The organism is Fibrobacter sp. UWB5 (assembly GCF_002210295.1).
GTDB lineage: Bacteria > Fibrobacterota > Fibrobacteria > Fibrobacterales > Fibrobacteraceae > Fibrobacter.
The window spans coordinates 88,958-104,538 of the sequence record NZ_MWQH01000004.1 but is presented as its reverse complement, the minus strand read 5'-3'; the positions used below and the strand labels follow the sequence as shown (position 1 = coordinate 104,538).

9 protein-coding genes are annotated in these 15,581 nt (G+C 46.7%); 4 read left to right on the top strand and 5 right to left on the bottom strand.

The features are described 5' to 3' along the window. The first annotated feature begins 9 nt into the window (after positions 1–9). Positions 10–7,473: a pilus assembly PilX N-terminal domain-containing protein gene (locus B7989_RS07670; RefSeq protein WP_088627948.1), complete on the top strand. Its 7,464-nt coding sequence runs from the start codon at positions 10–12 to the stop codon at positions 7,471–7,473. 173 nt (positions 7,474–7,646) lie between these two features. Here B7989_RS07670 and B7989_RS07665 read toward each other — a convergent pair whose 3' ends face one another. From B7989_RS07665 to B7989_RS07655, 3 genes are all read right to left on the bottom strand, one after another. Continuing rightward, positions 7,647–8,303, bottom strand: a complete 657-nt coding sequence (locus B7989_RS07665) for a PD-(D/E)XK nuclease family transposase (protein ID WP_088627947.1) — start codon at positions 8,301–8,303, stop codon at positions 7,647–7,649. Positions 8,304–8,606: 303 nt separating this feature from the next. Further along, positions 8,607–9,200, bottom strand: a complete 594-nt coding sequence (locus B7989_RS07660; RefSeq protein ID WP_088627946.1) for a porin family protein — start codon at positions 9,198–9,200, stop codon at positions 8,607–8,609. A 20-nt stretch (positions 9,201–9,220) separates the two neighbouring features. Next, complete coding sequence (locus B7989_RS07655) at positions 9,221–10,258, bottom strand: NAD-dependent epimerase/dehydratase family protein (RefSeq protein ID WP_088627945.1); 1,038 nt, start codon at positions 10,256–10,258, stop codon at positions 9,221–9,223. A 108-nt stretch (positions 10,259–10,366) separates the two neighbouring features. Between B7989_RS07655 and B7989_RS07650 the strand changes: the two genes are divergently transcribed. Genes B7989_RS07650 through B7989_RS07640 form a run of 3 tightly spaced genes read left to right on the top strand, consistent with a single transcriptional unit; the run spans position 10,367 to position 13,633 of the window. Next, positions 10,367–10,918 (top strand): pseudouridine synthase, encoded by a 552-nt coding sequence (locus B7989_RS07650; protein ID WP_088627944.1) that lies wholly within the window; start codon positions 10,367–10,369, stop codon positions 10,916–10,918. A 36-nt stretch (positions 10,919–10,954) separates the two neighbouring features. Next, positions 10,955–11,785 carry a hypothetical protein gene (locus tag B7989_RS07645; protein WP_088627943.1) on the top strand — a complete coding sequence of 277 codons (831 nt, stop codon included), beginning with the start codon at positions 10,955–10,957 and terminating at the stop codon, positions 11,783–11,785. 33 nt (positions 11,786–11,818) lie between these two features. Next, on the top strand, positions 11,819–13,633 hold the full coding sequence (locus B7989_RS07640) for an extracellular solute-binding protein (RefSeq protein ID WP_233144308.1): 1,815 nt from the start codon (positions 11,819–11,821) through the stop codon (positions 13,631–13,633). A gap of 136 nt (positions 13,634–13,769) precedes the next feature. Here the strand turns inward: B7989_RS07640 and B7989_RS07635 are convergent, their stop codons facing one another. Together B7989_RS07635 and B7989_RS07630 are read right to left on the bottom strand one after the other, a co-directional pair. Then, a complete protein-coding gene (locus B7989_RS07635) occupies positions 13,770–14,585 on the bottom strand; it encodes a hypothetical protein (RefSeq protein ID WP_088627942.1) in 816 nt (271 codons plus the stop codon). A gap of 118 nt (positions 14,586–14,703) precedes the next feature. After that, positions 14,704–15,477: a transporter gene (locus B7989_RS07630; RefSeq protein WP_088627941.1), complete on the bottom strand. Its 774-nt coding sequence runs from the start codon at positions 15,475–15,477 to the stop codon at positions 14,704–14,706. Between the last annotated feature and the right edge of the window lie 104 nt (positions 15,478–15,581).

Here is a 15,581-nt window from a genome sequence, read left to right as displayed (position 1 = left end):
GAGGGCATTATGTCAAGTGGAATCGGAATGAACAAAAAGAAATTTATGTTTGAACGCTCGATGTGCTTAAAATCGGGTGTTTCTCTAATAGTTGTTCTTCTCTTTATGTTGATTGCAACCATTGCTGCAACGGCAACATATAAATGGATTACCTCTGAATCAAGGTCGTCGGGAGCAAGAATGATTCAGCGTGAAGCTTTCCAGTCTGCAGAAGCGGGTATTGAGGCGACTCGTGCGTGGATGACTCATCATGGAAATGATGTTGGTGCTCTCATCAAGAAATATATAGATGGAGGAAATCATCCTATAAAAATTGATGGACAAATGGCTGAATTTAAGAGGGGTGGACAAAGTTACGATGTTTGGCTTACCGGTGTCAATACAGAATCATCACCATATAAATTGAAAATTTTATCTAAAGGAAAATCTCGTAATGGCGTGGCATCGTATACCGAGGCGGCCATTTTAAAAGTGGATGGCTTATATAGGGTTACTATTCCTGCTAAGAAAACGACTTCGAACTTTTTCTTTAATTACAATTATTTTGGTGGATCCATGGAAAACCATGGTAACATGAATTCAACCTCGATTCTTGTGAATGGAGATTGGTATGGAAACCCGAATACAGTTTCAACGGTGTTTGTTGTGACAGGAAACGCTGAACTTACGGGTAATAATTTGCATATTGGTGAGACGGCGTGTATTGGTGGAAATTTGAGCGCAAACAATGGCTTCACTGGCCGCGATTTGTATGTGGAAAAGGATGCAAAAAGCTTTACGGCGAGACTTCAAGGAAATGTGTATTTCAATGGTTCCGTTGAAATGGGTTCACAGGCTGATCCTGGATTCAATGTAGACAGTAATGTCTATTTGAAAGGAACGATGGTGACGAATCAGGGGGCTCTTTCTCCCGTTATTCATGGAAATTTTTGCCTAGACGAGAATGCTCTTCTGTTGTCGTCCGGAAATAATCATGACTTTGTTGTTAAGCAAAGTGTATGGATGCCGGGCCCCTTTAATGTCGCTTTCGGTGAAGTTTCCGATGGTCAATATGTTGTGAATGACAATTCTGGAATTGACTCGCGTTATGGACGCATTGTTTTTGCTGAAAGTTCTGGAACGGCGTATATTAAATATGGTAAGGAGTCGGAACATTATAGTGCTTTGCACAATAAATCATTTAAAGAAGACAAAAAAAATGCGAAAACTTGTGATAAAGTGACAGCCAATTATTATCAAGCTGTTTGTGCTCAATTGGAAGGTTTTGGATTTACATGGGCCGATCAGTGGAGCTATTGGGAAGATGACAATACTTATCATCCTTATGCGTGGGAGCGCACTGCGGCTACGGATAAGTATTACATCTATTATACTGAACCTGGGCCGGGCAAAAAAGATGTGGAATTTAAGAAATACAATCGTAAAGATTTGCGCCAGGTACGTACCGGACATGCTGCAGGTCCAGGTCCCATGGGTATGCAGCCATTTAAAGATTCCGAAATGGGAGCTTATTATGTAGGTGGGGAATATTTCTACTATCAGGATTTGGTTACCACAGGTGGTGGCTGGATGGCGCCGATTAGCTATTCATTGACTCCGCATTATAGAGGGTATCATTTTGATTGTTTGCATAATGATAAAAATAATAGTTGCGAAGATGGCTCCATTGTTGGCTCGCCTTATTGCAAGAAGATTTCTACAGAAGGATTCAGACCTTTCTGCTCCGTTCCGTCTTGGTTTAGCGTAAAGGGATCTTTCAGTGCGACGGATCCGACTGATTTAGACTGTGGCGAATCTATTAAAACTACTTGCGATTCTATTTGGCATAAAGGTGGCGGTTGTTTTGGCGCAGACTATAAAGTGGATGACATGCTAAAGAATTCCTATGATGTATTTAAGGAATACGCAACTAAGGGATGTGCCGCAAATATTAAAGAGTGGACGGATGATATTGTTGACAAATTGAATAATTGCTATGCACAACAATCAACGGACAATCTTTTCAATGGATATCTTGTTGTTAGTATTCGTAGTACGGGAATGAAAAATCCTTCAGGAACGCTTACTCACAAGTATATTATTGTCTTTGAAAACGACCCTGGGCAAAATGCGTTCCCTCCGACAGCAAAGGATGCGTATGTCTTCTTGTATTTGCGTCAAGGAGCCTCGTCATCTTTGCAACCGAAAGATCCGGGGACGTATAATTACTTCATCTTTACCGATAAAGATGTGGCTAATTTCCTGTTTAACAATGATGCTGTTTTGAGTGGTTCCATCTATGCCAAAGCGGAAAATTGTGCTCGCGTAAAGGATATGACCATCAATAAAATGGAAATGAACCAGGATTTGATAAATGACTTGGTAATGAATGGAGTGTTGTGCCCGTATGAAAATACAGATTGTGGCGAAAAGCTGACAACCCTAGGCTCTTCTAGCTCTGCAACTTCTGAAACGTCGGTTTCTACGGAGGTGTTTGGAGGTTCTGACGCTTATTACATTGCTAGTGCCCCGCAGCTGAGAATCTCGGTGGAGTCGCAATATAAGAATGCTGAGTCTGAATCTGCTTTGGCTAATGCTCAAAATTTGGGAGGCTCCTTTATTGTTCTCCCAAGAGTTGTGTATATATCCAAAGATCCTAAGGGTTCTTTAGATGACTATTATGGAGCTGTTCCGCTCAATAGTAAATCTCCGGTGACGAATAAAACTGTTACTTGTACTGGAGGTATTCCGACAACGGGAAAATTGTATACTACTGAGACGGGATATCTTTCGGAAGGTTATTTTACATGTACGGTGAAGGCGAAAGTCGATGATGTTGAAAGTCAGGTACCGTTCTATGTTGTTGTTAAGGGCACTTTGAGCGGAACGCCAGAGGCGAATTTTGAGTTAACCTCGGTTGAATTGGCGAAGAATGCGACAACAACACCTACAATTGTGCTAGATGGACAGTCTTCCGAGCAATATGTGGTTAAGGTTTCAATACCGACAAATTATGATGAAAATGCATGGGAAATTACTGAGTACGATGCTAGTACGACGTGCAGTAATGGCTTCTGTACTGTAACTATTCCGAGTGGAACGACGTCAAAAGAAATTCTTAATGTGAAGAACAAAAATGCTTCCTCAGGAGGAATAAATCTTACTATTGTTGATTGTGAAGGCTGTCGCCCAGGTTTAAAAAGATTGGAATCAATATATGTCGCAGCGTCGGCGAATGTTGAATTAAAAAGTTTGCATGATTATTGCGCGACCTATCCAGATGAATGCCCAGAAGGCAGTGTTTTGAAACGGCAGGCAAATACTGCGGAATGGCCTGATTGTCCGGAAATTGGCACATGGGTGAATGTGTCTGCTAATGGTGGCGACGGATGTAGGACGTTGACTGCTAATCATGATTGGGTCTGTGATATTGCGTCAAATATTAGTTTGACTCAAGGAACTGTGCCGAGTGGTTGCCAAGTTGTAATTCCTTCTGAATATAATTCTTATTCTGCTCAGTTGACGCCGAATGGGCTGTATTATATGTATGCAGGGTTGAAAGCGTCAACTTTGACGTTTAAAACTGGTTTTGGGGGAGATGCTGTTGGATCTCAGCAGACGGTACATGTTGATGTTGTTGATAATAACGGCAATACCCGAGAAATGGATTGTTCTTATGCAAGTTTTAGTGCTAATCATGATAATTGCGCAATTGATGTGTATAGAGGTTCAAAGGTGACCCTTTCTTTGCCGGGTAGTCCTAGTGATTTTAATCGCTGGAAGTGTGAATCTGGCTCTGATTGCGAGGGCTTGTCGAATTTGAATCAGCGGATAGTTTCGTTCTATGTAAGCGAAGATGATGTAGTTTATGCGCATTTTAATGAGAAAGACAAACACTGTTTCTTTGATGAATTTAGACAACAGGGTCTTTCTTGTACCTCACAAAATTCAACAAGTACTGATGAAAAAGTAACAAGTGAATATTGTATTACGCCTTGCACCTCAACAAATCATGTTTGCAAAAATAATGCAAAGTGGCTTTTGGTTGAGGGCTCTTTAGACGATTTGCAATTGGATACTTATGATAAAAAAATCAAATTAAAAGAATCTGTTACGCGGCATAAAAAAGAATCTCAAATGCCGAAGGTTACTATTCTTAGTAGTGTTGAAGCTGGTCTTTATGGAACATTGAAGGCTCAGTTTAAAATATCTAAAATGTCCTCCTCCAATAAGAATATAGCTAAGGCTGCTATAAAAAATACTGGCTTTATTTTACGAAGCGCTGCGGATACCTCGAGCTACTTGATGTTAAACCTTTATTTGGATGACAACAACAGTATTACGGCCCGACTTTGCTTGAATGGTAGCGATGTGTGTATGGAATCGGCTTTGTATAACGGTTTTGCAACCGCTTATGCCAATGATGGGGCTGTTGTTCTAGCTTCGGCTACTATTAAAGGTATTGATGGAAATGGCGATACTTTGGTTGTGTCGGCAATTCCGAGTACCTTTAGCACTACAACGTATTCCACTTCATTTGCGCTAAATAATACCAAGATGCCTGGAGTGGAAAATTTGAAGGTCTATGGAACGAATGAAACGGTTGGTTTCCGTTTAGGGGATCCGAATTTTGAATTATATGGTATTGGCTGGTATAGTGAAGATAATAATGCAGAGTGTTGGGACACTTATCCTACAATCAAATGCTCGTTTAAGGCGAATTATGCAGGGGGGATTGTGCCCAAAGGAACCGCCGTGTATCCGTGGGTTGGATTGTCTGCTTGGTTTGATCAAGGGTATGGACAATGTGAACAACATTATTATTATAATGGAAACAATAATGAAGATCTTGTTTGTACCGGTTCGGCGCTCGCTGATGATGGAACTTTCTTTGATTGTGGTGAACGGTATACTTTTGGAATGGAAGGTTCCCATGGATCTGATAGAAGAATCGCAAAAGCTGGGGTGTCTGATTGTGGTTTGACATATGACGATAAACCCTGGGCAAGTGTGAATGCTGAATGTGGGCCGTTCTGGGTGGGAGACTTTACTCCTTGTACAAGAACATATGAATTCAAGTATGTTGATGGTTCCAGTAGCGGAGAATATTGGAATGTCGATGGTGCTGATTTGGCTAATTTGCGTGATGCAACGCTCAAAATTAATTTGAATAATCCCTCGCTAGATACAGTGGAAATATCCATGTTTAGCCAGTATGAAAATGATGCTTATTCATATGGTTCAGATGCGAAATACAGCCAGACGTTCAGAACAAACGCCACGGGAGATATTTCGATAGATGTAAGTTCGTTATCTGATGCGGAAGGCTTTAATCCTGAAAAAGTAATGGGTGTATACATTCATAACTTGACAAGTGGAGCCCGAGCAACAATGGTTTCCAGCGTTATGACGTCTTGCCCCAATGTGTTAAGTGTTGGAAGGTGTTATGCAAGTTACAATATGGCTACTAATGAGTGGAAAATACAAGCTGTTGTAAATAATGCGGATCGAGCCGGAGAAATTCAGGTGTCCGTCAATTCTAATGAAGTATATACGGACAATATGAATCCGTCCTCGCTTTCATGTGGTGCTAGCGGCGGAGAAAGCTGTAGCTGGGGCGATGCTTCGGGAAAGGCGAAGACCGTTTTGTTTGATTGGAAGGATAATCCATATGTTAAAAATACTGGAAAGAATTATGTGTTCACGGTTTCTTTGATGGAAAATGGCTCTGCAACGTCAACTTGTATTACGGATCCGTATCCAATATCGTCTATTAGTGCTACATGTAGGCTGTTGAAGAATTCTGCTGTTGTGGGCCGAGGAATTCCTGTTGTTGAATATACTCTTGGTGGATGTCCGGATAACAGGTGTGGCTATGAAGTTTATGTGGAAGAAACCGGTGTTGTTATCGCTCAGGACGATGCTACGGGTGACTTTACCGGGTTGAATTCTTCTCCATTTGCATTGAATTCTTCTACATCGCCTCTCCCGAAGGGAACTTATACAGTGAAAATGCGACAGAAAAATGCTTCTAGACCATTCGCCGAGGTGGAATGTAATCCTGGCTCGTTTACTGTGGTAGATGAAAATCAGCAACAATCTGAAATTCAAGCGACGTGCTCTTTTGACAATACATCTCTTGGTTTTGGTCAAAGTACTACGTTCAGATCGTCTCAGTTTACGGGAACACATCAAAACGCATCTATAAAGCTTGTTGATGGTGATGGAAATGAGGTGTCTTCTAACGGAACCTTCTGGACCGGTGGCAATTATGACGTTTGGGTGAAACCGACAAAGGCCGGGGAAATGACGTATAAGTTGATTGTCAATGGTGGAGTTTCGTGCGAAGCCACATTAACTGTTGCTGAACCGGAAGCTGTGAGTTGCTCTATAACGGGTGATTTGTATCAGGGGCAACAATTGTCTGTAAATGTTCCGAATTTGAATATTGATGGATCTGATAAACTTACGTGGACAATTGGAGAAACTTCTAAAACGATAGATTGTAATTCTGGTGGATGCTGGAATAATACTATGACGGCTCCTGCGGTGGCCGGTAGCTACGCATATTCTGTCGTGTATCAGGGCTTCTCAATTTGTAGTGGAACCTTGAATATCGGGTCTGCTCTTACGTGTAGTGTAACTCCGACAGAATTGAATAAAAAGGCTTCTTATACATTCACGGCAACAAAAAATATAAATTGCTCGAATTGCTCATTTACCGACGCGTCTAATTCAATAAGTTCTGTATATTTCCCTGAAAACGAGAATGAACTACAGGTTATAGGAAAGGCCATGGCTAGTGGTGAAAAAACGTTGTCCATTGCTTGTGCTTGTGACAATAATTTCAGCGGTACTTGTTCTAAGACGATAACTGTCGCTGATGCGGAAGAGCCGTTTACTTGTCCTACAGATGCAAATCCGACTACATGGGAATGCGAAACAAATAATGGATTTGGAAGTGTGAATGGCTTTGGGAAAAATGCAAAGTGTGTGAAAATCCTTGCTTCTAAAGTCACTGTTCAATCGAGCAACGCTGAAGGCAGGTCGTTCTGTGTAAATGGTGAGGAAGCTGAATTGAATGATGCTGAAACAAACTTGTTGCAAAAGGAATATTCCGCAGGTGATGATGGTTATGTAACTCTTTGCGTATCGGCAGGAAATAATGAAAGTGCACAATTGGAATGGTTTAACTGCAAACTTCCTGCGCAGACAATTTCATTTGACTGTGATGATGATAATTCAACAAATATGACTGGAAGCAATTTTGTGATGACTGCGGGACAATGCTACAAAAGAACTTGTTCGAATAGTGCTAATTGGCATCTGACCGGTCCTATTGGGGCGAAAATGCTTTATAAGGATTGTTCCGGAAATGTGCAAAGTCATACGTTTGTCAGTGATTGGCAATGGTGGCCATCATTTGACCTTGGCAATTGTACAGCCTATTTTAAAATGGATCAAAATGGCCAAAGTGATAATTGTTGGCAGTAGCTTTTCCCCTTTTTCATAAAGTCTAAATTAAATTGCCAAGAATTATGAGCCCTGCATTTATGTGCTGGGCTCATTCATTGTTGTGAAATCGACTAAGCAAAAACACCCTGCGTAAGCAGAGTGCTCAAAGTATGTATAGTCTTTATCGTCTACTTTAAGATTTTTTTTGCGGACTATTTCCCGCGTGCTTCGAGTCTGGCCTTGAATTCGGCAATTTGTTCGGGCGACAGGTTCATGTCTTGCAATACGGCAAGGTTGTCGGCACGTTCTTCTGCGCGTCCTTCTGCGCGACCTTCCGCGAGGCCTTCTTCGCGGGCCTGTTTTTTTTCGACGTAGAGTTCGTAGTTGTGGTCGCTCATTTTCATCGCCTCACTTACAAGAAATTCTTCTGTAAAGATACACAATTTAGGGATTTCGACTAAGGTGATGGTCTGCTTGTCAAAATAAACTTCGTTGTCCTGGTTCTTGAGCCGAATGGTGTGCCTGTAGTTCGAAGACTCCGGGAATCCGTTGAACATCTGGAGGCTGATGAGGTTCAAATTTCTGAGCTTGTAATCTTCGCCTTTAACGCGGCTTGCAACGGTGTGTTTTGCCGTGTAAAGAACGAGACGGTCGCGATACGAATCGCCGCAGACATGTTGTACTTCAAGTACGATGCGATCCAGGTGCTGGTCTTCCGCTACAATGTCCGACGTGATGTTCTTGCTGAACGGGGCGACGATGGCAGGATTTACGAATGAGATGCTTTCGATGCAGGCTGAAATATTCCCTCCTTGCTTGTGAGTTTCGCTGATGTCTTTGAGCATTTCTGCGTATTGTTCTTTAGTCATATGTATCCTTTGCCATTAAGGCGATGGGTGTGTAAATAGTGGCCCTATATACAACACGCTATTTTGGGGATACCGAAACGATTTTAAAATAAATTTTTACAAAAAAATTGTTGCAAACTATTGTTTGCAACATGAATGAGAAGAGGCTGTTTGCCTTGCATTTTAGAATACATTAATCTATTTTGGTTTCTACCATGGAGAATAAAAAGATTAAAACAACCCCTAAAGAAATCCCACTCATAGAAAAAAACACCGGCCCATCGGGGTCGGTGATGTAGTCTTTAAATTTTTCAGCTTCTATTTCTAGAACCAGTAAATTCCGCCGACTTGGATTTGCATGTTCTTGAAGGCTTGGTCGTCGCTTTCGAATTTTTTGCCGTCAATGATAGAGGTCAGGCCCACGCCATAGCGAATGCCCAGGTCCAAATTGGGCGTGACCGAGCAGCCTATGCCGACGTCGATGCCGAATTCAAAAACGTTGAGTGCGTCATTTTTGCCGAAGTTGGTTGTTTCGACAACGCTGCCTAAGTCTTGTTCCATTTCGGAGGACAGGAGCAGCGCGAGTCGCGGGCCCGCTTCAAAGTACATTTGAGGTAACACGTTGTAACGGGCGAGAACGGGTAATTCAAGTGCCCACGTGTTCCATGTGAATTCGTCGTCTTTTTGGCGGCGCCAGTCCACATCGAGTTCGGGTACAACGCTGACTTTTTCGTTTACGGCGACTTTGGCGGCGGCGCCGGCTGTAAGGCCGAGACTCCAGGGGATTTCCTTTTCAGAAGCTCCGTCACCCCAGAGCGTGCTGAAGTTGACTGCGGCGTGTCCGCCCATTTGGACTTGAGCAGAGGCTAGACCGGTTGCGAACAGTGCGCCTGCAATAGCGCGGGAGATAGCTTTCATGTTGTTTCCTCCGAAAATGTTTACCTCAACGGGTTCTTGTCGCTTTTGTACCACTTCATGAATTCGGCGATGCCGTCGTGCAGGCTCCAGTGGGGCTTGTAGCCGCACTCGGTTTCGAGCTTGGTGGTGTCGGCGTTGGTCTGGTACACGTCGCCGGGTTGCATGGGCAAGAAGTTCTTCTTGGCAGGCTCGCCGTAAGCGTTTTCGATTTCGGCGATAAAGTCCATAAGCTTTACGGGGTGGCTGCAGCCGATGTTGTAAATCTTGTAGGGTACGTTGTTCGGGCACTTGGCGGCATCGGGCACATGGTCCAGCGTGTGGATGGTGCCTTCGGCGATGTCGTCGATGTAGGTAAAGTCGCGGATCATGTCGCCGTTGTTGAATACCTTGATGGGTTCGCCCTTGGAAATAGCGCGGGCAAAGAGCATGGGCGACATGTCGGGACGTCCCCACGGACCGTATACGGTGAAGAACCGTAGACCCGCGACGGGCAGGTTGTAAAGCTTGCTGTAGCTGTGGGCCATGAGTTCGTTGCTCTTTTTGCTGGCGGCGTACAGGCTTACCGGATTGTCGACCTTGTCGTCTTCGCTGTAGGGCACCTTGCTGTTGAGGCCGTACACGGAACTGGACGAGGCAAACACGAGATACTTGACTTGGTTGTGGCGGCAGGCTTCCAGAATGTTCAGGAATCCGACCAGGTTGCTTTGCAGGTAGGCATACGGGTTCGTGATGGAGTAGCGCACGCCTGCTTGGGCGGCGAGGTTCACGACCTTGTCGAATTTTTCTTCGGCAAAGAGCTTGTCTAAGGGTTCCTTGTCGTCGATGCCCATCTTTACGAATCGGCAATTCTTGTACTTGGAGCTTTGAACCATGGCGCCGTAGGCGAAGTTGTCGCCGGGCTGTTCAATGCCGCCTTCGCGGAGGCGGCCGTACTTGAGGCGTACATCGTAATAGTCGTTAATATTGTCGAGGCCTACCACTTCGTCGCCGCGTTCTGCAAGCATGAACATGAGCTTGGAACCAATAAAACCTGCTGCACCTGTAACCAAAATTTTCATGCGAGGAAATATAGTAATTAGATTTTAGAACTTAGATCTTAGAGCTTAGATGATTCTTCTAAGTTCTACCAACTAAGCTCTAGCAACTATTTTCTACCTTTATCTCTGATGTCTACGGTTATCTTGTTCAACAAGCCTTTTGGCGTTTTAAGCCAGTTCACGCCGGAGTCGGGCCATGCAGCGCTCGACACGTTCGGGTTCCCGCCGGGCGTGTATGCGGCGGGGCGCTTGGACCACGACAGCGAAGGTGCGCTCTTGTTGACGGACAACGGCAAGCTGATTAAGAAACTGCTGGATCCGAAGTTTGAACACCCGCGTACCTACTTGGCCCAGGTGGACGGCCAGATTACCGAAGAGGCGGTGCGCCAGCTTGCCAAGGGTGTCGACATCAAGGGCTACCATACCAAGCCCTGCAAGGCAGAGATTGCCGAGGAGCCGGACTGGCTTTGGCCGCGCAATCCGCCGGTACGTTTTCGCGCGAACATTCCCACGAGCTGGGTGCGTCTCACGCTCATTGAAGGCAAAAATCGCCAGGTCCGCCACATGACCGCGGCAGTAGGGTTCCCGACACTCCGCCTAATTCGCGTAAAAATCGGCAATATTCCTCTGGGTGATTTGAAACCGGGCGAGTGGTGCGTGGTTACTGATAAAGTTATTTAAATTTACAGTATCCACTGATGTGGCGGGAGAACAAAGATGATGAAGACTGCTTCAATTCTGGCGAGTGTGTTTGTACTCGGACTTGTTGCTTGCTCCGACGGTCATAAGACCGCGGGGGGCGTTTCCGCAGAAGAAAACACCATTGCCGATGGCGACGAATTACCCGGTAGTACTCAGCCTTTATCAAGTTCTTCCGTTCAGCAGGGCATAAGCTCCGCGACTGTGTCGGACGTATCCATGAGCTCCGGAACGATTGCTGTTACGCCGGTGCCGGTGGAAGTCGATGCTAAACCTGTCATTCTTTGGGATGGTGATGCCGGCGTGTATAAGGTAAACACGGAAAGCGAAGATTCCGGTTACTGGTTTACTTGGAATGACAATGATGAGGGCGGCTTGTCAAAAATCAGTTTCCCTGTGGAAATGGGGAATGAGTATTCCGAAGATCAGTACGATGCCGTCATTGATTATTGCAGCGGTTTCTGTGGAACGGTTTATTTTGATGGCCCGATTCCGAATCCTAGCGCGGGTGCCGCCTTTAGTGTGGCCGATGAAGGCCAGTATGCCGATATTTCGGAATGGCGTGGCCTTTGCGTGACTTACTCGTCTGAATTGTTGTTTGACGTTTACGTTGTGCCGGAGCTTGGCGACGATGCCGATGCTTCTGCAGTGCCGCGAGTGGAAATGCCTCGCGCTACGGATACGACTTTGTGCGTGAGCTGGCAGGCCTTTGCGGCAGAAGAGGCGGTAAAGAAGGCCCGTATCGTCGGCTTTGAATTTAAGGGTGCCGCGGGTGAAACGGGTTTCTTCAATATCAAGGCGATAACCTCTTACGATGAATCCTTGCCGCAGTTGTCGGGCTCAAATTAAACTATCTTGTACGAAAAATACGAGATAGTTAAAATGAAAATCGAAAAAAATAGAATGGGTTTTTATGGCGCAGCAATTGTCTCTGCGGCGCTGATGGCTTTTTCTCTTACCGCCTGCAACGAGTCTGGTGCCTCCAAGAGCGCGGGCTCGAAAAGTGCGGACTTGAACTGCCCGGAACTCCCGCTGGATTCTACGGCCACGGGCGAGTTCGACCCGATTGCCTCGAAGGATGCCCGCCCCTGCGGAACGATTACGCTTTGGGGCTCGGCGATGCCCAAGTCCTTTAACATGTGGGAAGACTACAACAGTTTCTCGGCCGAACTCATGGGCATGATGTTCGAACCTCTCGTAAGTTTGCATTCAACTGAAGACCGCGAAGTGGGAATCCTCGCCGACAGCTGGAATGTGTCCGAAGACGGCAAGACGTTTACCTTCCATGTGGACCCGCGCGCCAAGTGGAGCGACGGCAAGGCGATTACCGCCGAAGACGTGCAGTTCTACTACGACGTCATCATGGATGAAAAGAACCTGACGCCGATTTTCAAGGTGGGGCTTAGCCGCTTTGACCGCCCCGAAGTGGTGGATAGCCTGACGGTCAGGATGACCGCCAAGGAATCTCACTGGGGTAACTTCTGGGAAGCCGCAGGCATGCTCGCCTTCCCGAAGCACGCTTGGGCCGGCAAGGACTTTAACCAGATCCGCTACGATTTCCCGGTGGTTTCTGGCCCTTACATCATCAAGACCTTCCGCGAAGACCGCTATGTAGAACTTGCTCGCCGCGCCGACTGGTGGGGCTTCAAGAAGAACTGGAACCGCGGCAAGTACAATTTTGAAAAGATCCGCTACCGTTTTATGAACGACCAGACGAAGGCCCTCGAAGCCTTCAAGAAGCAAGACTTCAACGCCTACGCCATTTACACCAGCAGCATCTGGATGAAACAGACGGACTTCGATGCCGTCAAGAAAGGCTGGGCTGTAAAGCAGCGCATCTTCAACAAGGAACCGATCGGTTTCCAGGGTATGGCAATCAACTTGCGCAAGCCCCAGTTCCAGGATGTTCGCGTGCGCCGCGCTTTGAGCATGCTCCTGAATCGCGAAGCCATGAACGAAAAGTACATGTTCGGCCAGTACTTCTTGCTGAACAGCTACTACCCGGACTTGTGGGAAAACAACCAGAACCCGACGGCTCCACTCTATACCTTTAACCCCGACAGCGCCCGTGCCCTCTTTGCTGAGGCTGGCTACAAGGTGAATGCCCAGGGTGTTCTCGAAAAAGATGGCAAACCGTTTGCCATCAACTTTATCACGAGCCAAGAAGATTTGCGTCACCTCACGCTCTTCCAGGAAGACTTGAAGAAGGTGGGCGTTGTGGCCACTATCGAACAGATGTCGCAGAGCACGCTCCGCAAGCGCCTGGACGATGCTGACTTTGACCTTTATTGGGTGAACTGGGGCGCAGGCCGTCTCCGCGATCCGGAAGCAAGCTGGTCTTCGGCAACCGCACTGCAAAAGGGCACGAACAACCTCGCCGGCGTGCAGGACAAGGTGGTGGATAGCCTTATCAACTTGCAGAAGACGGAATTCGACCTCGCGAAGCGTAACGAAATCCTGAAGGCGCTGGACAACCGCCTCGCCGAAATCGTGCCGTATGTGCTCATGTGGCAATGCGACCATCACCGCATTCTTTACTGGAACCGTTACGGCACGCCTGAAAAGGTGCTGGACCGCTTTAACCGCGAAGACGCCATCCCGGTTTACTGGTGGCTCGATCCGGCAAAGTCCGCAGCGCTTGACAAGGCCATGAAGGCCGGCGAATCCCTCCCGATTCCGGAATACGACGTGAAATAGTTGATAGAACTTAGATCGTGCCTTCGGCACTGCAGAACTTAGAAGAGTATGAAACAAAAAAAAGGCGGGCTGAATGCTCGTCTTTTTTTCAAATACAAAGGAGATGCCGGGTCAAGCCCGGCATGACAAATCAGACTTAGAAGTAGAATTCAGCGCCAACGTACAGGCCGGTTGCGTCGCCGCCCATGTTGTCATGGTCGCCGCTACGAACAAAGAGCTTGCCGGTGACTTCCAACTGTTTCGGGATCACGTAGATACCGCATCCGAGCCAGATGATAATCTGGTGGTCGCCGTCGTCGTCGCCACCCACTTCGACGCCGTTGTCTTCCCAAGTGCTTTCGGTAAGGCGGAACTTGAGCTGGAGACCGAAGAGCGGTGTAATTTCGGTGTTCGGAACGGTATAAGCGATTTCGCCGCCCATGTGCAATTCCAAACCGCGTTCAGAGTTGTCGTGCTCAAAGCCCCAGAACAAACCGGCTTCGGTTCCGAACTTGAGACCCGGAGCCTCCTTGATCGGCATGCTGAATTGGCCGCCCAAATAGAGGGCGATTTCTTCGCTAGAAGGAGGAGTTGTGTGGCTGATGCCGTTATAATCGACATCGTCGTTGCCAACGGGCAGAACAAGGTCTACAAAACCGCTGAACATGGGGTCGAACTGATAACGGGCGCCGATGGTCAGGTCGCGAAGGCCGCTACCGCCGTTCACGCAGCCACTGCAGTCCCATTCGCCCCAGAACTGGTAGCCCCAATCCTGCAAGGAAATTTCGAGGTTGGAGATGACGCTGTAGCGAACACCGATACCGAGGCCGGCATTAGACCAATCATGGTCCCAGTTGTAATAGAGGTTGCCTTTGACGGAACCCTTGCCACCTTCGAGAACGGGGTAGTAGTCCCAAGTTGCAAAAGCGGCGCTAGAGACGAGAGCCGCTGCGAGTGCGATTTTTTTGAACATTCCAGACTCCTTGGAAAAAGTTTTGAATTACAATTTAGTAAAAGAACCTTGGTTGGGGGTGTAAAAAAAAGATACCCCGGACAAAAGTCCGGGGCAGTAAATAGCAGTTTACAACCGATTAGAAGCGGATGAGGAGAGCGCCCTTGAGGGTGTTGTTGTCGCCATAGAGGTCGCCGTTAGAGATGGCGAAGTTGGCCTTGACAGCGAACATCTGGTTGATGTCGTACTGAGCGCCGACCCAGAAGGTGAGCTGGCTTTCGTCAGTGCCGTCAACGTCATGGCCGTCAGACTTGTCCTTGGAAAGCTGCTTGTCGAATTCGAGGCCAATCCACGGAGTAAGACCGATGGAAGCGATGGTGTAGTCCAATTCAGCCTGGATAGTCATGGTGAGGCCTTCTTCGTACTTTTCGTCTTCGAATTCCCAGTCAAAACCGAGTTCAGAGCCAATCCACAAGTTCGAAACGATTTCGGTGGTGAACTGGATGGCGGCATACAGACCGAACGGGTCGTACTTACCGGTGACGTCTTCGGAGGTCAACGGAAGATGAATGTCCAAGGCACCGATCAAGATCGGCATGAACTGGTAACGGGCACCGAGGGTCATGGCGTAGATACCGTCGTTATCCGGGCAGCCGACAAGCTTGTCGTCGTCGCAACGGTCATCTTCGTTCCAAAGCTGGTAACCGATGTTCTGGAGAGAAATTTCCAAGTTCTGGATGACATTGTACTTGGCGCTCAGGTTGATGTGGTTCATGGACCAGTGATCGTGCCAAGAGTAGATGTCGCTGATTTCAACTTCACCCTTGTTGGCGTCGCCAACCGGGAAGAAGGTGTAGGTTGCAAAGGATGCGCTTGCAGCCATGGCTGCGACGAGTGCGATCTTCTTGAACATTTGAGTGTCTCCTTATATAATTGTTTGTAATCTAAATATAACATTGTTTCGCCTATTCGCAAGAGGGTAAACGGTGAAAAGTCAAATTTTTTATGGATAAATCG

Coding starts and splice junctions, on each gene's coding strand:
- B7989_RS07650 (WP_088627944.1), top strand. CDS start 10,367: ATGTCTACGGTTATCTTGTTCAACAAGCCTTTTGGCGTTTTAAGCCAG.
- B7989_RS07640 (WP_233144308.1), top strand. CDS start 11,819: ATGAAAATCGAAAAAAATAGAATGGGTTTTTATGGCGCAGCAATTGTC.
- B7989_RS07665 (WP_088627947.1), bottom strand. CDS start 8,303: ATGACTAAAGAACAATACGCAGAAATGCTCAAAGACATCAGCGAAACT.
- B7989_RS07670 (WP_088627948.1), top strand. CDS start 10: ATGTCAAGTGGAATCGGAATGAACAAAAAGAAATTTATGTTTGAACGC.
- B7989_RS07655 (WP_088627945.1), bottom strand. CDS start 10,258: ATGAAAATTTTGGTTACAGGTGCAGCAGGTTTTATTGGTTCCAAGCTC.
- B7989_RS07660 (WP_088627946.1), bottom strand. CDS start 9,200: ATGAAAGCTATCTCCCGCGCTATTGCAGGCGCACTGTTCGCAACCGGT.
- B7989_RS07635 (WP_088627942.1), bottom strand. CDS start 14,585: ATGTTCAAAAAAATCGCACTCGCAGCGGCTCTCGTCTCTAGCGCCGCT.
- B7989_RS07645 (WP_088627943.1), top strand. CDS start 10,955: ATGATGAAGACTGCTTCAATTCTGGCGAGTGTGTTTGTACTCGGACTT.
- B7989_RS07630 (WP_088627941.1), bottom strand. CDS start 15,477: ATGTTCAAGAAGATCGCACTCGTCGCAGCCATGGCTGCAAGCGCATCC.